Origin of the sequence: Streptococcus sp. 343_SSPC (genome assembly GCF_001072385.1) — a bacterium.
Lineage (GTDB): Bacteria > Bacillota > Bacilli > Lactobacillales > Streptococcaceae > Streptococcus.
Map to the genome: position 1 here is coordinate 94,939 of NZ_JVKU01000022.1, position 16,758 is coordinate 111,696.

The window sequence follows — 16,758 nt, forward strand, 5'->3', positions numbered from 1 at the left end:
CTCAGTTTATCTAGGTAAATACCATTTAACGATAACCTTATGCGATCGTTAAAAAGTATGTGAATATGTTCTCGATGACTGCGCATGTTGAGTGTGTAAGTTTGTTAATAAAACGCAGTTAAACCACTCGCTTTGACATTTCAAGGCGAGAGGCTTCAAAGCTCCACTGGAGCTTTGAACTCCCCAAACCTTTTGAGTTCTAAGCGAATTCCTGTTTGGATGGAGTGATACTTTGGTTTGGATCTGGGCTGTGATATAGATGCCATGACCAGAATTAATGAAATAGAGGAGTAAAATTGATGGAGCAAAATAAGCTCAAAGCAATTATGTTTGCCTTTCTGGCAGCTGTTTTTTATGCCATAAATGTACCGATATCAAAGGTTCTTTTGCAGCATGTGGGCCCGACTACAATGGCAGCATTGTTGTATCTTGGTGCTGGGATTGGTATTGGGATGATGTCACTCTTTAATAAGAAGGACAGGGAGAAAGCTGAGAGCCTGACAAAAGCGGAACTTCCCTATATTGTCGGAATGATTGTTCTCGATATTGCTGCACCGATTTTTCTGATGCTTGGAATCAGCTATGGTTCCTCTGCCAATGCCTCGCTTCTCGGCAATTTTGAAATTGTGGCGACGACGGTCATTGCACTGATTCTCTTTAAAGAAGCTGTAACCAAAAGATTATGGGTAGCTATTGGGCTAATCACCCTGTCAAGCATCTTGCTGTCGTTTGAAGGAACAGACAGCTTTCATTTCTCTTATGGTTCTTTGCTGGTGATCATGGCTACCGTTTGCTGGGGACTTGAAAATAACTGCACTAGAGAACTATCATCAAAGAGCACCTATCAAATTGTCATGCTAAAAGGCCTATGCTCAGGTCTTGGCGCTCTGGTCATTTCCCTTATAAAAAAAGAGTCCTTTCCAGGATTTGGCTATATCGCCATTGCCTTGGCTTTAGGTTTTGTGGCTTACGGACTCAGCATTTTCATGTATGTGAGAGCCCAGAATGTTCTCGGAGCAGCTAAAACTAGTGCCTATTATGCTGTCAATCCGTTGATCGGAGCTCTCCTTGCTTTTGTATTTTTAAGTGAATCCTTATCCTGGATGTATGTGATCGCCTTGATCGTGATGGTCATTGGTTCTGCTTTAGTGGTAGTCGATACGTTTATTCGCCAACATGACCATGAACACCAGCATACATTCACGCATAGCCATGGCGGAAGTACCCACACGCATACGGTAAGGCATTCGCATGTCCACAAGCATTATCTAACAGAAGAGAAGCACAGGCATCGTCATTCTATCGAGGAACTAGAGAATCTAGGAAAGGAAAAAGATAGGTAAAAGCAAATATAAGACAGGCTATTACGAGAGGCTGATATGAAATCAGAAGGAGCTGCTTTTGTTCTGAAATTCGGTAGATGTGAAGAGTTTCTGAGAGCTATCGGCAAAACTTGTATGGACAGATTAAAAGTTGGAGTACCATCTTTGCCTCGTTTTTGAGAAAGGACAAAGAAAAAATGGAAACACAAATTTTTTTGATGGGTGGAAATCCGCCGATAAAGAACCATACGGTTGTTAATAAAATTGTGTCATCAAGGAAGATCGAAAGAATTGTCATTTTTACAGTTTATCGAGAAAATTGGGAACCGTATATGAAAAAGTACACGGAAGTTTTCCGAAGTCAATGTCCTAATCTAAACACTGATTACTTACTCTTGGACACTGAGCAGATTAATTTTGATAGCTATCTAGATGCTGATCTAATTATTATCGGTGGTGGAAATACGGAAAAGTATTTAGCTACTTACGTCAATCAGCAGTTCAAAAATTATATCGATCGTATGCTGAATAAAGGGGCGAAAGTTATGGGATTTTCTGCAGGAGCCCTATTATTAGGAGAAAAAGTTTATGTTTCACCTAATGATAATGCAGATCATCAGATAAAGATAAAAAATGGATTAGGACTCTTTAGTCAGTTTTTAATTAGTGTCCATTATGATTCCTGGAATGATAAAGCTAATAAGGATAGAGCTGAAGAACTCGTTAATGTTCCCATAATTCCACTAAATGATCATTCCTGTCTTGTATTAGATAAACTTGGAAACATTATTGAGAAAATTGACTAGATTCCATTATCTAAATCTTGATCTAGGTGACTAAAGTGTAGACGAACTGGATGGGTTACTAGTGAAAACTGCAAGAAGTGTTGGAAAGTGAATCGGAGAGTGCTTGATGAATTTTATTAGTAAGATAGGCATAAATAAAGGCTGGTCAGATGATAAAAAATATTGTGTGACAGATCAAAATCAGCAAAAATATTTCTTGCGTGTTTCTGATAAGGATAAGTTAGATTCTAAAAAATTTGAATTTGATATGATGGAGAAGGTGGCTTCTCTTGGAGTTTCGATGTGTAAACCAATTAGCATTGAACTCTGCGGTGACGAAGTACATTCTATACACGAGTGGATAGATGGGAAAGATGCTCGAGAAACCATTTTAACTGTTTCGAAAGAACAACAATACACTTACGGAGTAGAAGCAGGAAGTATTCTTCGAAAAATTCACTCTCTTCCTGTTACAGAAGTTCGTGAAGATTGGGAATCCTTTTTTAATCGTAAAATTGATGACAAAATCAAAAAATACAAAGAATGCCCCGTTCAATACGAAAATGGTCAGATTTTTATTGATTTTTTAAATGCAAATCGAGAATTGTTAAAAGACAGACCTCAGGTTTTCCAACATGGAGATTATCATATCGGAAATTTCATGATTGGTGAAGATTGTAAAATTTATGTCATTGATTTTGATCGCTTTGACGTCGGGGATCCTTGGGAGGAATTCAATCGTATTGTATGGTCTGCTCAAGTCTCTCCCTCTTTTGCGTCTGGTATGATAGATGGATATTTTGATCATAAGGTTCCGGATTTATTTTGGAAGCTTCTCGCTATCTATATTCTAAATAACATAGTTGGTGCTCTGTCATGGGCTGTACCTTACGGAGCTGAAGAAATATCAGTAATGCAACATCAAGCTAAGGAAATTTTAGAATGGTATGATGATTTGAATCAAATCATTCCTAGTTGGTACTTGAACAAGAAGAAGACTGAATAATAAAAGAGCTTAAATATCAATTTGAAGAAATGTCAGGATTATTTGCTCAATTTCAAATATATCTAACTATCTTTAAAACAGATGATTTTTATCACTACGAGTTAAAGTCTTACAGTAAGGAGTTTAAACATGAAATTCCATGAATTTGGTGATAAGAATTTGCCTCCTATCTTACTGATACATGGCGGTGGCAGTTCTTGGTGGAATTATCTTCGTCAAGCGCGGATCTTGTCAGAAGACTACCGTGTTATTTTACCCACTTTGAATGGCCACGGCGAAGAATATCACATCGATTATGTTTCTACGGAAGATTCTGCTTTTGAGATCCTAGACTATATCAAAGCAAACTGTGGTGGGAAGTTGTTTGCGATCGGTGGCGTTTCTCTTGGTGGTCAAATTGCCATGGAACTTTTGTCATTAGACAGCGAGATAGCTGAGAAGGTTATCATAGATGGAAGCCTCTGTATTCCTCAACCAAGGTTAGCTAAAATCAGCATCTTTCTAGTAGCTCTATTTGGTAAACTGATGTTCAGTAAATTCTCTTGCAAACTTCAATTAAGCATGATGGACAAACTCTATCCTAAACTGGCTTATCCAGAGGAGATAAAAGCTTATTATTTGGAGGATTTGCCAAGGACGCCTATCAAAACATTGGTGACCGTTTACAAAACCTATATGGGGCGTTACAAGTTGAAGGACACAATTTCTGCTAGTAAGGCCCAGGTTCTGTATATCTACGGTGAAAAAGAATTAAACTGTGTGAAAGCATCGGCGAAATTATTTCAGCAGCTACATCCCAACACGATCCTGTATGAAGTAAAGGGCTATAACCATGGCTATTTATCAGCTTACCTGCCTCAAGAGTGGATTGATTTGGTGGTACCATTTTTAAAGAGTGACCCATTGAAAATTTGATATGCTTTAAGGAGGAATCTTATGCTAGGAGCAATAGTTGGAGATATTGTTGGTTCTGTTTATGAATGGGACAACATTAAAACGAAAGACTTTCCATTATTTCGTGAGGATTGTTTTTTCACTGATGATACGGTTATGACCTGTGCTGTTGCAGAAGCCATTATGAATGGTGGTCAGAAGGATGACTTTATTGATGCCATGAAAAAATATGGTAGGATGTATCCCGATGCAGGTTACGGTGCAAGATTTGGGAATTGGGTTGATGGCGACGATCGAGAACCTTATAATAGCTTTGGCAATGGCTCAGCCATGCGTGTTTCTCCTTGTGCTTGGGTCATGGATTGTAGTTTCTGTGCCAGAACAGGAGCTTGGCCGTCCAGAAGAGCTCTTGCACGACTTTCTGCAGAGGTGACTCATAACCATCCAGAGGGGGTCAAGGGAGCTATGGCGACGTCTGATGCTATCTTTATGTGTCGTTATTACTTTGGAGGTTACAGTGGCGACTATGGAAAACCGATCAACGATAACCCTACAGAATGTAAGAGACGCATCAGGGAATACATAGAGAAAGAGTACGGATATAACCTTTCTCAATCACTCGATGACATTCGTCCTAACTATCATTTTAATGAAACCTGTCAGGATACGGTACCTCAAGCCATCATTGCTTTTCTTGAAAGTACAGATTTTGAAGATGCAATTAGAAATGCCATCTCTCTTGGCGGGGACAGTGATACTCTTGCTGCCATCACAGGAAGTATAGCAGAAGCAGCTTATGGCATACCTGATTGGATTAAGGATAAGGCCTATACCTATCTTGATGAGCCCTTAAAGGATGTCCTCAGACGATGGGAGCAAGAAGTTTCAATAACATAACAGAGATTAGATAAAGACAACTAAAAACAGCAAAGCGACGAGATAGGAAACAATCTCGTCGCTTTTTCTTAAAAGTTAATGTTGTCATGGATTTATTCAGGTACTTAGTTAGATTTTTGCTGATTCAAGAGGAGGATACAAGTCATTACTGAGATACAAGATACAAGAATCAGATACCAAAGATTTTCAAGACCAAAACCATGATCTAGCATCAAGCGGTATCCCCAAGAAGCGGGGAAAAGACGCCCGATTGCTTGAAGAAAATCAGGTAGTAAGTTGGTAGGAAACATGATTCCTGAGAGCATAATTGAGGGCAAAAAGACAAGTTGCGCTATCATGGTAAGCTTTGCTTGATTTTTTACAGTAAGGCCCAGTATACTTCCGATACTCAACGATACGAAAGTGTAGATGCCCAGTGCGAGAAAGAAAAGGGGAAGTTGACTCGGTAGACTTGACTTAAATAAAATTGGAGCAAGTAGTAGGATCACTAAGCAAGTCATTATTAAATGAACAAAGGCAGAGAGAAGCATGGTCACCAATCCTAAGTGAATAGGCACACCATTTGCTTTATAAATCTTTTTTATGTCGCTTCCGTATGTTTCAATCAAGGAAGGCGGTAAGCCGAGAAAGGCCCCCATGGAAACACTCATGACAATCATTGACTGTATGAGTGTACTACCCATTTCAGGCATAACGGAAGTAAAAATACCACCCATGAGAAGAAAGAAAATAAGCGGTACAATATAGTAAGTAACCAAGAGAGACTTACTTCGTATGTCCAATTTCCACTGTAATGCTAGGCTATATAAGAATCCTTTCATTCCGATCCCCTCCTTGCCATTTCTATGAAATGCTGCTCCAGTGTGCCACGATCCACCTTAATATCCAGTATTTGGATATGTTTCTGTTTGCATTCTTCCAATAATGAAATCAAAGTGTCCTCGATCGTATCTGTTTCAAAAGATTTCTCTCCGTCCTGGGTCTTTAAATGGATGAAATATTTTCTTCCCAACCTGTCTGTCAGTTCTGAAGGAGTACCACAAAAGACAATCTTTCCACTATTCAAAATAGCAATGCGGTCACATAAGGTTTCAACTTCGGCCATATCGTGGCTTGCCAAAACAATTGTCTTGCCCTGTGATTTGAGCTTTCGGATTTGTTCATGGAGGGATAGTCTTCCTTCAACATCAAGTCCCGCTGTCGGTTCATCGAGAAAAATAATATCCGGATTACTGATAAGTGCAAGAGCAAGATGTAATCTTCTTTTTTGACCGGTGGATAATTCTATGTATTGCGTCTGTTCAATTTCTTTTATGCCAAGGGACTTTAGCATAACATCATCAATGTGTGTATGATTCCATTTTGCAAAGAGTTTTATGGCTTCCATCGGTTTGATGTGAGCGGGTAGAGAGGAGGACTGTAGTTGAATTCCGGTTTTCCCGTTTACAACTATCTTGCCTTTATCATATTTTCTCAGACCTTCGATACATTCAAGCGTTGTTGTTTTACCAGCTCCGTTTACTCCGAGCAGAGCAAATATTTCTCCTTGTTTGATTTGAAAATCGAGGCCTCCAAGAACCAATTTGCTACCATAACTTTTCTTTAATCCAGAAATCTTTATCGCGTCTTTCATGGTTTCACCTCTTCAAAGGGATTTGTTCCAAGCCTTGAAAAATAGACTTGTAGGGCGGGTCCTATATAGTCATTGACGATTTTTTGCTTTTCTTCCCAAGCGTTTGAGGCTGTGTCAATAGTACCAACTTCCATCAACTTAGGAAGCATACTCATATCACCATTTGTAAACTCCATAATCAAGCCCCAGTATTCTTTCACAACCTGTTGGCTTTGTTCGCTTTCAGCTGGTACGTCTTCTTTTTGAAGCTCTACGATTTGATCACTTAGGCGGTTCAATCTGTCCATAAAGTCTAGTCCGCTTTTCTTGTCAAATCGACTGCGTATCTGGTCGAGCGTATCATCATCAAAGCGCTTGATAAGAGAGTAGGAGTCATTCTTCATCTGTAGATTGACGATGATGTCTGCATACTTCTTAAAATTGACCGTCTGTATTTGTAAAACTTCTACCTTTAGTTGCTCTATTGCGACCAAAGAATCCTTAAGTTGTTCAATATTTTTACGAATAGTATCTGCTTGCTCTGTAAGAGCATTGGCAACATCATCAGGTGTTTTCAAAGAGATCAAACGCCCCTTTATATCCTTGAGAGAAAAACCTAATGATTTTAAAGACAATATCTGATGGAGTAGTACTAAATCTTTATCGGTATAAAGCCTGCGACCACCCTCACTTTCTGCCGATGGGGAAAGCAACCCCTCTTTATCGTAGTATTGTAGAGTACGGACAGTAACCCCCATTTTCTTAGCAAGTTGCCCAACTGTCATAAATCCTTCCGGAATTGCTCTATATTTAGCCATAATTACTCCCCTCCTCATACCTATTATACATCGTTACGTAACGTCATGAACAAGGAGTTTTAATAAAATTTAAACTGTAAATCTTTTAGCATTAATGAAGAATCTCATAAAAAATATAGACTTGATGAATTGGTGAGCTTGTTTTCTATTTCAAAAGGTTATTTGGTCCAATAATAAATATCTGATATGTGAGTGGAAACGTGTTATAATTGAGGATGAGACAAGAGGAGGTAAGCTGGTGAAATTTTTAGCAATCAATCCTATTTAGTAAAAAGAATGCTTGAATCTCTATCCTCACGTGTTGAGTATATTAGTTTGCTAAAAAACTATCTTCTATCTAAATATTGAAAGGATTAATGATGTATCTATTAGAATTGTACCAAAACAATTATTCAAAAGATTTAGTCGTGTTTGATTCTTTAGAAGAGGGAAGAGCCTTTGTAGCGCAAATCCCGGGATATACTTTAGAAAAAGAAGATAGTTTTGATGTGGAGTATTTTAATCCAAAAAATCTAGCGGATTATATGGAGATTGTCTTCAATGGAAATATTGTCCCTTTATCTAGATTTTCGTTTAATTCTGAGGAAAATGTGGACATTATTTGGAAAGAAATTTCGAATCTATCCGTTAAAAACGATAAAATGATCGAAGGAGCTACAAAAGTAGATGCATATGTCGTGAATAACGATGAAGTGAAAGCTTATGTCGAAGCACGAGAAGCAAACTTCCGCAAGGCAAAAGCATTCCTAGAAAACAAAGGGTATGAAGTTGACAGAAGCTTTTTCGGAAGTGAAGACGGCGAGGCGATTCTCTACAGAAAACGCGGCACCGAAGATTGGCACTTCTTATGCCACTTAGACCCGCTGTTTGTAGAGATTGAAGATGTCGAAGAATATGTGAAAGAAGCGATGGAAGATATTCAATAGTCAAACAAAGTTCTTTGTGAGTGTATGCCACTGCTTGAGTAGACGGATTGAGCAGTAAAGAGAAACATCTAGCACTATCTAGCTTCTTAAGGAGAAATATCTATCATGAAAATGGAAATCGGGAAAACCTATCTTGTAAAATAAGATTATCGCATTAATTCCTCAAGATATGATTAAACGGATTCCATTTTTTGTTAGAAAACATGCTATTACACGTACTGTTAAGAGAGTATCGCTCGAGTATCCGGAGTTGTATGCTGTAGCTGAACAAGAAGGCCAACTTCCTGAAAAGGAAGCTCAAGAATTGCGACAAATTCTTACAGATATTTTCCAAGAGAAAATGAACAAGCATAAGATTAAATAAGTTTTGAGAGTTATCGATAAGATGTCGATTGAGCATTAGGAGTTGAGAATGGCTATTGATGGCGTTAAAATCATTGACAGTGATCAAGGTTATGACATTTACAATGAAGTAGTCGGTCGCTATAGAGACGGTGAACATGTAGCGAATATCATCAAGGATATTCTCGATGCGGAAAAAGATTACTGTCAAACAGACTTTTTTACAGAAATTTATTGGACTGCTCTTGCCTACTCACTGTGGAAGATTGGTCACCTGACAGACGATATTAGAGATAAAACCTTGGAGCTTATCAAAAAAGGGGCTGATCCATTTTGGTTGGAAATAGATTCAAAGGCTTTGAAGCAAAGGCAAAAGGTCTTGGATAAACTTGCTATCCAGTTGCAAACTGAAAATCCTAGACCTCTAAAGGTCACTAAAGCCAAAACTAAACGTAAACCTTATTTTGAAGAAGGAGATCTCCTTACTGTTAAGTTCCAAGATGAGTATGGGCTTGTCTTTGTATCTATGGTTGAGCAGAGTCCTAGAAAGCTTGAATATCATTTGGCTTGCACACGCCTCTTACAAACAAAAAAGCCCTCCATCGATGATTTTTTGACCAGTCAAATCTCCTGTAAGATGGACAATACAAAGTTTGCTCTCGTTACAGATTGCTGGTTCAATCACAAAGATTTAGGGCAATTATTAGAAAATATTGAAAAAATTGGACAGGTGAAACTTAGACCTTTTAGTCTTTGGATGTTAGCACCTGCCCAAAATTTAGAAGATATTTATGAAGAAATCACTAGAGATAAAGGTTCCTCTGGCCTTAGATTCATCGAAACCTATAAACTTGTCGAAGATATTTTTCCAGTTTAATGCTTATGTGATAAAGGGGGAAATGGTGAATCATTCCCACATGCTATGCTGGGCTCTGACTCCATAGCTATCAATCGAACCATCTGAATTGAACTTGGATTCAATCCGGTATCTTTTCCAGAGGTCGTAATCTGCTGTTTGGATGGTTAGGATAAAGTTGGTATCTTTATCAGAGACGTTATAATCAGCTGGATTGACTTCAAAGATATCGATTAATTTTCGTGTTTGAAAATCTTGGAGCTTGAGATTTGCTAGCTTGACATGATTGATGGAAATTTTTTCTAGTTGCTTGCTATCCTTAGGTGTTCTGTAATAGGTGATGACGCAGTTTTTGAGTTGATCAGTATCTCTTCCCGTAGGAGTAAGGCTCATAAAGCCACAGGACTGATCATCCCGCTTGACTTCAAGAAGCTGACCGTAGTAGAAGTGGTCGTTTTTGGGATTGGTGATGAAACTCTCTGCGCCTTTATCTCCAAAGGTATAGCCTTGGTCTAAAAGCTCGGAAGCCTTGGTTTTACCGATGATGACAGTGGTATCTTGAATGGTTACTGGAACTGGTTGAGCTGGAAGACCACTCATCATCATGCAGAACATAAAAACATAACTTGTTAAAAAAGCTGTCCCGATAACAGCATTGGTTGATGCATAGACATGACTGTTATGAAAGTTTTTGCTTATAGCCAGTACAACAAATTTACCAATACTTTTTAAAACCATACTAACAAGTACGATGAAAAATTGTTTTTTCAAACATTCATAAATGGCTTGAGGAAAGCTATTACTATGATAGTAGAGGACAGCCAATACGAGTAGATTTACGATTAAATAGATCAGCAAGAACCAATGAATCTCTTTAAGGGCATTAGCATCAGTGATTTCTTCATAGTCAACGTGAATTCTTCCTTGAACAGCATGGCCAAGTTTGTAAATCCATTTGGGAATGTCTTTGCCTTTTTTAACCGCAACTACAAGTCTGATATAGAGGTAGATAGTAAAGGATAAGGATAGAAAGAAAAGAGCATAAAAACCCAAAACAATACTAGTGAACATTACTATTTCCCTTTATTTAACATTCAATAAAACAATTTCTTAGCTCCATTATAGCATTTTCTTTAGAAATAGAGCTAGAAATATCAGTATTATCCTACAAGATTCAAAGGAGAAAAATCATGGGAATGATTGCCAATTATCAATATTTACCAGACAATGAATTAGAACAAATAAAAGCTCTTTCTAACCAAGAAGATGACTTGTTAGACTTTGCTGAGGACTCCGCTGACACTCATGATATCATAATAGATATCGACAAAATGTGGGATGCTCTTCTCTTTGTCATGACAGGATTTAGTAGTTCAGAATTTTTGGATGACAATCCCTTGAGAGAAGCTGTTTTAGGGGTGACTCCTCTAGAGGATGTATCTGAATATATCGCCTATACTGAAAAATCGAGAATTGGGGCTATCAGTCAAGCTTTAGAAGAATTTGATATGGACAAGGCTTTGAAAGACTTTAGTATGGAAGCATGCAAGAAAGCCGACTTGTATCCTGATATTTGGGATTATCTTGAGGAAGAGGAAGAAATCAGGGATGATATTTTAACCTGCTTTGTCAAAATGAAAGACTTTTACAAAAAGATTCTGGAGCTCAATGGAAATGTCCTGGTCACTATTTGTTAGATAGTTTATTAAACATTCCTAAAAGAATAAAACTGCTTGAGGTAATAAATGAACAAAGAAGATTTATTGGCATTATGGAAGGGAATAAACTGGGAAAAACATGATTCGGGGATCTATTTTCTAGGGCGATATCTAAATAAAGACATAAATATTTATTTTACAGGTTACCGTGAACAGGATTTACTCTTATTATCAGATGATTTGATGACTAGTTTATATAGAAACTTGGAACACCTTGATAAAAAAGCTCAAAAGGTTATCCATGATAATTGGCCTGATAAAGCAGTTACAGAACTGGAATTAAGGGAGTTAATCTTGGATAAAAGTAGTTCTTATGGCGAATTTGCTCTAGGTTATGATGCCAGTGTCTCTCCAGCTGGAGCCCTTTATCTTTTAGTGAAATTCGACAAATATTTTCAAGCTGATAGAGAGCTTGTGTATGAAATTTACTAACTGTCTGACAATAAGAGGTTAAAATCAGGTGATGAAATGAAAGATTTATATAAAGCAATGTTAGGCTTAAATGGTATTGTCCTTGTTACCATTTGTTAAGATTTTATGTCATCCATTAGGAAGGTAGTCAGATGAATCCATATTTACAAGAATTTATCACTCGGACAAGGGAATACCATGCTAAAGATGGAAATTCTTCCAGTGTTGCGGAACTCTATGATTTGGCTGATGAATTAGCTAAGTCTGATGATTTAGAAGCTAAGAAAGTCTTAGTTGATCTCTATGAGCAATTGGGTCTCTACACCAGTGCCTATAGCTTATTTACCGAAATTTTAGATAAACCAGACCGAAAACAGATAAAGAAACTGAGCCGTTTACAAGAAATGAGTCAGAGTCATGGCAATCGTTTTCCCCTTCCTCGTCCTCTAAGAAAAGAAGAGAAGAAGCAAAGACAGGACTTGTTAAAAAACTTGCCTCATTTTCTCTATCATCCAGATCCCTTAGCTACAGGTTCATTTGTTGAAGGAGAAGCCAAGCTTTGTCCATCTTGTGGGAAAGAAAGCAATGTTTATTATACCCTTATACCTTATTGTATCGAAGAGATAGAACATCTCTGCCCAACTTGCATTGCAAACGGTCAAGCAGCCAAAAAATTCGATGCAGAATTTATCCAAGATGCCGAGTGGCAGGGTGAATTGGATCCGGAAAAGAATCAGCTGCTTTTTTGTCAGACTCCAGGCTACTCTAGTTGGCAGGGAGAATATTGGCTTTCTTGTTGCCAAGATTATTGTGCTTACTTGGGTACAGTTGGAACTCGTGAATTAAAGGATATGGGAATCGCTGAGCAAGTCTTGGCAGACTATGAAGCTCGTGAAGAATTTCAAGATATTGAAGAATACTTGGTTAAGGATGGCTCTCTCTGTGGCTACCTTTTCAGATGTCTCCACTGTCAAAAATACCAGATCTGGGTCGATGCCGATTGATCTAAATCTGATTAGCTATCAATATAAGAGAGAAGAGTATGGAAAAACTAGAATTTTTCGAAGCAGCCTCCAAAGATTTATTTGATACTATGCAGGGATTTAAAGACAATCTATCTGCTCAATTTCCCCTATTAGATAGTGATAACTGGCAGTATGATAAGGGATCTATAAAAGTTTGTAAGGCTGATGAGTCAGGATTCAAAAAAAGATGTAGAGTCGGAATCAGCTACAACTTGAAAGTCTCCTTATTAAACGAAGATGCCGAGCAAATCTGGTTACTGTTTAAAGACTGGTTCAATACTAGCAGATTGGGTCAAGTTGAAAGAAATCCTAATAATGAGGATTTGGGAAGATATGATTTTTCAGCAAGTTCTCCTCTTGGAGATCAGGTAGATTGTTCCATTTATTTGCCTAATGAGTGGAATATCCCTCAGATTTGTCTCTTAGGGTATGTAGCTGCTCGATACAGGGCTTGTGATCTTGATAAATCACAAGGATAAGATGGAGGTTTTTAGAGATGAGAAAGATTGATTGGGACAAGATAAAAACTCGCTTAGATGCCTTGCTGGTCATTGATGAGTATCTAACAGATCCAAGTGAGGATTGGCTTAGACTCGTGATTAAGATTGAGGAAGACTATGGAGTCCGCTATATTATTGATAATGGATCTGGTGATTCTTTAGATGTGATTTTGACTGATAAAATGATCCTCATAAAAGGTTTTGATCATGAAAGTGGTTTAAGCCAGTTTGCTGCTGACGAGTGGAATCAAGATATCATCGATAGTTTTTATAAAGGACTGGATGAAAAGTATTTCTCACTTTATTCAGAAGACCAAAAAGATGAAACAACCTTCTTTATCTGGTATGATGGTCACGCGCATCAACAGACTTACCAAGATCAGGATGGCGGAGAATGGTTGCTATCTTACCTCTTTGATAGCTTTGAGAGATTTCATGAGTTTGTGACTGACTATTATGAAATTACCGTAGATAAAGATTTACTTAGGAAACTCTACATGGATGGACAACTTTCAGACATAGAAGTAAAGCAATTAATCCAGGATGATTAAGAGGCTTATTATGAGAGTGAACTATAAAAATACCCCTGAAAAATATCAAACTGTAGCAGAAATAATTATCACACCATTGCTTGATTTACTCAAAAGTTTAACCTTGTTAGAAGAGGAAATTTTTGAGCGTAACAGAGCACTGGATAAGGAAAAAGAAGCCCTTGGCATCCCATCTAATCAGCTTCACCCTTTGTGGAATGATCTTATGGATGACTATTTTCATAGACAAATACAACTTATAACTGGACGAGTGACTCAAAAATGCTTGGAAGGAGGAGTTCGAAATTCTTATGGCTCCCCAAGTGAGTATAACTATGTTCAAAGGAATGATTTTTCTGTAGATTTTATCATGACAAAAGCTGAAGAAGCAAGAGTCATCACCCATCATCAAGAAGCTTTAGAAATGAAGCATCAGTTTGTACTTAGATTGGTGGATGGAAATTGGCTACTTGATGAGAAATTCTACGGTTTTGAGGATGAGGAAACTTGGCATCTCGACTCACTTTGACCAAGATAGCTTTGCTTCCCAACTAATATGAAAAAAGGAGAAGTCCTATGAATTTTTTAAAAAATCTATTTACTAGTAAGAAAGAAAAGTCAGAGAAGAAAAAACAACTAATCTTGTCCATGACCCTCTTCAAAGGCAAGCAGGCCTATTCTTTAGATCAGGTCGTTCAGGAATTGAAAACTCACTGGGGGCTTGAAATTTCTGAAGTTTCTGGGGATGATTCTAGTGCAACCTTTGTGATTGATGGTGCTCTCGTTGCGCTGGCTTTAATGGATTTACCTATCCCAAGTCAAGAATTTGAAGAATTGTATGCCTATTCTTACCTCTGGCAGGATGTTGAGAAGGAAACACAGGAGCACACACAACACGCCATTGTTTCTATTTTGTCTGACAATCTTTCGCCAGTAGAAACTTATTCCCTATTAACTAAAGTCAATGCCTCTATCCTAAAAACTAGTCAATCAGCTATTGGTATTTATCAGGGTTCTACCACCTTGCTCTTACCCAAAGATCTTTATCTAGACCTGGCTGACCTTTTGAAAGAAGAAATGCTTCCCCTTCAACTCTGGATTTATATGGGAATTATCAACCAGGGAGATAAAACTAGTATTTACACTTATGGTTTGAAAGAGTTTGGAAAAATTGAGATTGAAATTATCGAGTCTCCTATGAATAGCGATGACTTATATTATTTCCTCTTGTCTATTCTTCAGTATGTTTTAGGCAGTGATGTCACCTTAAAGGACGGTGAAACCATTGGTTTTTCAGAAGATCAAAAAATCAAAATCACTGAGTCAAAAGCAGTTTATTTGGAAGGCAATTCCTTGAAATTAGATGTTTAGACCATGATTTATAATTGAATGTCCTTCTTAGATTGGGGATTTTATGAAGCGTGATATAAAAAAGTATTATCTCTACCGATTTCTGGCCTATAGATTTGAAAAACTCTCTTGTAAGAATCCAAGTCTCAAGGAAATAAAACCAGAGAAGAGAGAAAAAATCGTTCTAGAGTCTACTCGAACTAGTCAAAAGATTATTCTAGTCCTTGGAATTCTTTATGTTTTCCTATATTCTGCTATGTTCATTTACCTAAGGCTCAATGATTTTCAAAATCCCTTATTGACTTGGTTTACTGACTACATCGATTATTTAGGTGAACTGATAAACAGAGAATGGGGCGGTAGTTGGCGTCAAAAGCAAGCTAGTTTTTTGATGATTGCTCTAGTGGCTTTACCCATTGTGCTGATAGAAGGCAGCCCCTTCTTCTTAATGGTTTTATTGATTGGGAATTTGACATTAAAGAGAAAGATCAGATTTGAGAGAGAACATAAAGGAGTAGAGAGCCATGGGTAGAACGGTGATTATAGGTACTTTAATTGCTTTTGCAATTTTTAATCTGCTACTCGGTCTGGGCTTTTATCTCTTTCTAAAAAAGAGGAAAGAGAATGGACAGTCATTGTACGAATCCCCTGTAAACCAACAAACTCGAACAGAAAAACTGGGTCTAGGCGAGATTTTGGTCTACCTGTCCCTGATTGCAATCGCAGGGATCTTTGCTTTTCAGACCTTAAATAGAGGGGGTGTGGGGAATTCTATTTTAGCTAAAATGATCCTCCTACCTGCTCTAATGGCCCTTTTCAATGCAAGAAAAAGGACTGGAAAGTCATTACTTGCCCTCCTTATAACCTTGATGGTCTTTCTAGTAGGAGTCATGTTTAATCTCACGATTGGTTTGCCACCTCAAGCACCAATTTTGCAAATTAATGAAAGTAAAATTACGTTAGCAGAAACCAAAGCAAGTGACCTGATGGAAGCTGGATTTGATATCTATGTAAGACAAGGTGATGGTGGTAGCGACTACGAAGAACTCCTGACAGATGGCAGTTTCAAAAAGTATTCAGGAGATAAATCAGTCACTATCGAAAAAGGCTTCAGACTTGATAGCAATGCTGTTCCCTACGCTCCCTATCTCTTTGCAAAAGATGGCATAGTTCTTGGGAGTATTTCCTTTTACGGGGCAGAAGATAAGAACGTGGTTCTAGAAGATTCTAAGGTTATTCAGGTTCGATTTAACAAGGATAGCATTGAAGCAGCTAAGAAACATTCTATCACTTTGAAATTGGATGAACTCGACTTGACTAGTCGACTTGATGTTCCACGTGTTCAAGAAACTTTCAAAAAGCATCTATGGTCAATCCCACCATCAAATACAAGTGATGTCACTCAATTATGGTATGGATTACAGTGGTCAAGTAACAGTGACTCTCTATTTTGGAATGAGTATTATAGTCTTATCCGTCTAGATGAAAATTATTTGATGACTGATTTTAAACTAGCTGCCAAAGTAGCGCGTGATGAGTAAATACGATTTTGAATAGTTGATTTTGCTTATGCCTATCTAAAGGAATTAATTTATTTAGTTCCTTTTTTTGTTTTTGATTTAAATTTAAAACGATTTCTATTTCTGGGTTGAATAAATTACACGAACTAAATATTAAATTGTTTTAAAAAAGTTCTGAAAATACTTTACAAGTCTCTGAAAACATGATATATTGATGAAGCTTAGAAAATGAGATGATGTTTTCTA

21 protein-coding genes are annotated in these 16,758 nt (G+C 37.6%); 17 read left to right on the forward strand and 4 right to left on the reverse strand.

The genetic code is table 11. The annotated features are described in order from the left end of the window. The first annotated feature begins 299 nt into the window (after positions 1 to 299). From ADH27_RS07130 to ADH27_RS07150, 5 genes are all read left to right on the forward strand, one after another. A complete protein-coding gene (locus ADH27_RS07130; protein WP_048716987.1) occupies positions 300 to 1,343 on the forward strand; it encodes a DMT family transporter in 1,044 nt (347 codons plus the stop codon). Positions 1,344 to 1,519: 176 nt separating this feature from the next. Further along, entirely contained in the window at positions 1,520 to 2,128 is a 609-nt protein-coding gene (locus tag ADH27_RS07135; RefSeq protein WP_048717038.1) for a Type 1 glutamine amidotransferase-like domain-containing protein, read from the forward strand. A 106-nt stretch (positions 2,129 to 2,234) separates the two neighbouring features. Continuing rightward, complete coding sequence (locus ADH27_RS07140; protein WP_048716988.1) at positions 2,235 to 3,113, forward strand: aminoglycoside phosphotransferase family protein; 879 nt, start codon at positions 2,235 to 2,237, stop codon at positions 3,111 to 3,113. A gap of 129 nt (positions 3,114 to 3,242) precedes the next feature. Continuing rightward, positions 3,243 to 4,028 carry an alpha/beta fold hydrolase gene (locus tag ADH27_RS07145; protein ID WP_048716990.1) on the forward strand — a complete coding sequence of 262 codons (786 nt, stop codon included), beginning with the start codon at positions 3,243 to 3,245 and terminating at the stop codon, positions 4,026 to 4,028. 21 nt (positions 4,029 to 4,049) lie between these two features. Continuing rightward, on the forward strand, positions 4,050 to 4,904 hold the full coding sequence (locus ADH27_RS07150; protein WP_048716993.1) for an ADP-ribosylglycohydrolase family protein: 855 nt from the start codon (positions 4,050 to 4,052) through the stop codon (positions 4,902 to 4,904). Between the two features lie 104 nt (positions 4,905 to 5,008). Here the strand turns inward: ADH27_RS07150 and ADH27_RS07155 are convergent, their stop codons facing one another. From ADH27_RS07155 to ADH27_RS07165, 3 genes are read right to left on the reverse strand one after another with little or no spacing between them, the layout of a single operon-like run. Next, positions 5,009 to 5,725, reverse strand: coding sequence for an ABC transporter permease (locus ADH27_RS07155; protein WP_048716995.1), 717 nt, complete (start codon positions 5,723 to 5,725; stop codon positions 5,009 to 5,011). Further along, complete coding sequence (locus ADH27_RS07160) at positions 5,722 to 6,537, reverse strand: ABC transporter ATP-binding protein (RefSeq protein ID WP_048716997.1); 816 nt, start codon at positions 6,535 to 6,537, stop codon at positions 5,722 to 5,724. The genes ADH27_RS07155 and ADH27_RS07160 overlap by 4 nt, the downstream gene beginning before the upstream one ends. After that, positions 6,534 to 7,352, reverse strand: a complete 819-nt coding sequence (locus tag ADH27_RS07165; protein ID WP_048716999.1) for a MerR family transcriptional regulator — start codon at positions 7,350 to 7,352, stop codon at positions 6,534 to 6,536. The genes ADH27_RS07160 and ADH27_RS07165 overlap by 4 nt, the downstream gene beginning before the upstream one ends. Positions 7,353 to 7,693: 341 nt before the next feature. On the opposite strand from ADH27_RS07165, the gene ADH27_RS07170 reads away from it, so the two are divergent. The 3 genes from ADH27_RS07170 to ADH27_RS07180 all read left to right on the forward strand — a co-directional run bounded on the left by ADH27_RS07170 (position 7,694) and on the right by ADH27_RS07180 (position 9,479). Continuing rightward, positions 7,694 to 8,260, forward strand: a complete 567-nt coding sequence (locus tag ADH27_RS07170) for a hypothetical protein (protein ID WP_048717001.1) — start codon at positions 7,694 to 7,696, stop codon at positions 8,258 to 8,260. A gap of 169 nt (positions 8,261 to 8,429) precedes the next feature. Further along, on the forward strand, positions 8,430 to 8,624 hold the full coding sequence (locus ADH27_RS10435; protein WP_006596106.1) for a hypothetical protein: 195 nt from the start codon (positions 8,430 to 8,432) through the stop codon (positions 8,622 to 8,624). A 48-nt stretch (positions 8,625 to 8,672) separates the two neighbouring features. Continuing rightward, entirely contained in the window at positions 8,673 to 9,479 is an 807-nt protein-coding gene (locus tag ADH27_RS07180; protein ID WP_048717003.1) for a hypothetical protein, read from the forward strand. 30 nt (positions 9,480 to 9,509) lie between these two features. On the opposite strand, the gene ADH27_RS07185 is transcribed toward ADH27_RS07180, so the two are convergent. Further along, positions 9,510 to 10,529: a hypothetical protein gene (locus tag ADH27_RS07185; protein ID WP_048717005.1), complete on the reverse strand. Its 1,020-nt coding sequence runs from the start codon at positions 10,527 to 10,529 to the stop codon at positions 9,510 to 9,512. 119 nt (positions 10,530 to 10,648) lie between these two features. Here ADH27_RS07185 and ADH27_RS07190 point away from each other — a divergent pair, with 119 nt between their 5' ends. The 9 genes from ADH27_RS07190 to ADH27_RS07230 all read left to right on the forward strand — a co-directional run bounded on the left by ADH27_RS07190 (position 10,649) and on the right by ADH27_RS07230 (position 16,533). Beyond that, positions 10,649 to 11,155: a YfbM family protein gene (locus tag ADH27_RS07190; protein ID WP_048717006.1), complete on the forward strand. Its 507-nt coding sequence runs from the start codon at positions 10,649 to 10,651 to the stop codon at positions 11,153 to 11,155. A gap of 48 nt (positions 11,156 to 11,203) precedes the next feature. Next, complete coding sequence (locus ADH27_RS07195) at positions 11,204 to 11,608, forward strand: hypothetical protein (protein ID WP_048717008.1); 405 nt, start codon at positions 11,204 to 11,206, stop codon at positions 11,606 to 11,608. Positions 11,609 to 11,739: 131 nt separating this feature from the next. Next, on the forward strand, positions 11,740 to 12,591 hold the full coding sequence (locus ADH27_RS07200) for a CbrC family protein (protein WP_048717010.1): 852 nt from the start codon (positions 11,740 to 11,742) through the stop codon (positions 12,589 to 12,591). A gap of 38 nt (positions 12,592 to 12,629) precedes the next feature. Further along, entirely contained in the window at positions 12,630 to 13,091 is a 462-nt protein-coding gene (locus ADH27_RS07205; RefSeq protein WP_048717012.1) for a hypothetical protein, read from the forward strand. Positions 13,092 to 13,108: 17 nt separating this feature from the next. Further along, on the forward strand, positions 13,109 to 13,663 hold the full coding sequence (locus tag ADH27_RS07210) for a hypothetical protein (RefSeq protein WP_048717014.1): 555 nt from the start codon (positions 13,109 to 13,111) through the stop codon (positions 13,661 to 13,663). 10 nt (positions 13,664 to 13,673) lie between these two features. Continuing rightward, a complete protein-coding gene (locus ADH27_RS07215; RefSeq protein ID WP_048717016.1) occupies positions 13,674 to 14,171 on the forward strand; it encodes a hypothetical protein in 498 nt (165 codons plus the stop codon). 47 nt (positions 14,172 to 14,218) lie between these two features. After that, positions 14,219 to 15,013, forward strand: coding sequence for a DUF4261 domain-containing protein (locus ADH27_RS07220; RefSeq protein ID WP_048717017.1), 795 nt, complete (start codon positions 14,219 to 14,221; stop codon positions 15,011 to 15,013). A gap of 43 nt (positions 15,014 to 15,056) precedes the next feature. Then, positions 15,057 to 15,524, forward strand: a complete 468-nt coding sequence (locus ADH27_RS07225) for a hypothetical protein (RefSeq protein WP_048717019.1) — start codon at positions 15,057 to 15,059, stop codon at positions 15,522 to 15,524. Beyond that, complete coding sequence (locus tag ADH27_RS07230; RefSeq protein WP_048717020.1) at positions 15,517 to 16,533, forward strand: hypothetical protein; 1,017 nt, start codon at positions 15,517 to 15,519, stop codon at positions 16,531 to 16,533. Before ADH27_RS07225 ends, ADH27_RS07230 begins: the two co-directional genes overlap by 8 nt. Positions 16,534 to 16,758: the final 225 nt, after the last annotated feature.

What these genes read in the sequence shown, in the direction of transcription:
- ADH27_RS07130 (WP_048716987.1), top strand. Translation starts at nt 300, where the DNA reads ATGGAGCAAAATAAGCTCAAAGCAATTATGTTTGCCTTTCTGGCAGCT.
- ADH27_RS07135 (WP_048717038.1), top strand. Translation starts at nt 1,520, where the DNA reads ATGGAAACACAAATTTTTTTGATGGGTGGAAATCCGCCGATAAAGAAC.
- ADH27_RS07140 (WP_048716988.1), top strand. Translation starts at nt 2,235, where the DNA reads ATGAATTTTATTAGTAAGATAGGCATAAATAAAGGCTGGTCAGATGAT.
- ADH27_RS07145 (WP_048716990.1), top strand. Translation starts at nt 3,243, where the DNA reads ATGAAATTCCATGAATTTGGTGATAAGAATTTGCCTCCTATCTTACTG.
- ADH27_RS07150 (WP_048716993.1), top strand. Translation starts at nt 4,050, where the DNA reads ATGCTAGGAGCAATAGTTGGAGATATTGTTGGTTCTGTTTATGAATGG.
- ADH27_RS07155 (WP_048716995.1), bottom strand. Translation starts at nt 5,725, where the DNA reads ATGAAAGGATTCTTATATAGCCTAGCATTACAGTGGAAATTGGACATA.
- ADH27_RS07160 (WP_048716997.1), bottom strand. Translation starts at nt 6,537, where the DNA reads ATGAAAGACGCGATAAAGATTTCTGGATTAAAGAAAAGTTATGGTAGC.
- ADH27_RS07165 (WP_048716999.1), bottom strand. Translation starts at nt 7,352, where the DNA reads ATGAGGAGGGGAGTAATTATGGCTAAATATAGAGCAATTCCGGAAGGA.
- ADH27_RS07170 (WP_048717001.1), top strand. Translation starts at nt 7,694, where the DNA reads ATGTATCTATTAGAATTGTACCAAAACAATTATTCAAAAGATTTAGTC.
- ADH27_RS10435 (WP_006596106.1), top strand. Translation starts at nt 8,430, where the DNA reads ATGATTAAACGGATTCCATTTTTTGTTAGAAAACATGCTATTACACGT.
- ADH27_RS07180 (WP_048717003.1), top strand. Translation starts at nt 8,673, where the DNA reads ATGGCTATTGATGGCGTTAAAATCATTGACAGTGATCAAGGTTATGAC.
- ADH27_RS07185 (WP_048717005.1), bottom strand. Translation starts at nt 10,529, where the DNA reads ATGTTCACTAGTATTGTTTTGGGTTTTTATGCTCTTTTCTTTCTATCC.
- ADH27_RS07190 (WP_048717006.1), top strand. Translation starts at nt 10,649, where the DNA reads ATGGGAATGATTGCCAATTATCAATATTTACCAGACAATGAATTAGAA.
- ADH27_RS07195 (WP_048717008.1), top strand. Translation starts at nt 11,204, where the DNA reads ATGAACAAAGAAGATTTATTGGCATTATGGAAGGGAATAAACTGGGAA.
- ADH27_RS07200 (WP_048717010.1), top strand. Translation starts at nt 11,740, where the DNA reads ATGAATCCATATTTACAAGAATTTATCACTCGGACAAGGGAATACCAT.
- ADH27_RS07205 (WP_048717012.1), top strand. Translation starts at nt 12,630, where the DNA reads ATGGAAAAACTAGAATTTTTCGAAGCAGCCTCCAAAGATTTATTTGAT.
- ADH27_RS07210 (WP_048717014.1), top strand. Translation starts at nt 13,109, where the DNA reads ATGAGAAAGATTGATTGGGACAAGATAAAAACTCGCTTAGATGCCTTG.
- ADH27_RS07215 (WP_048717016.1), top strand. Translation starts at nt 13,674, where the DNA reads ATGAGAGTGAACTATAAAAATACCCCTGAAAAATATCAAACTGTAGCA.
- ADH27_RS07220 (WP_048717017.1), top strand. Translation starts at nt 14,219, where the DNA reads ATGAATTTTTTAAAAAATCTATTTACTAGTAAGAAAGAAAAGTCAGAG.
- ADH27_RS07225 (WP_048717019.1), top strand. Translation starts at nt 15,057, where the DNA reads ATGAAGCGTGATATAAAAAAGTATTATCTCTACCGATTTCTGGCCTAT.
- ADH27_RS07230 (WP_048717020.1), top strand. Translation starts at nt 15,517, where the DNA reads ATGGGTAGAACGGTGATTATAGGTACTTTAATTGCTTTTGCAATTTTT.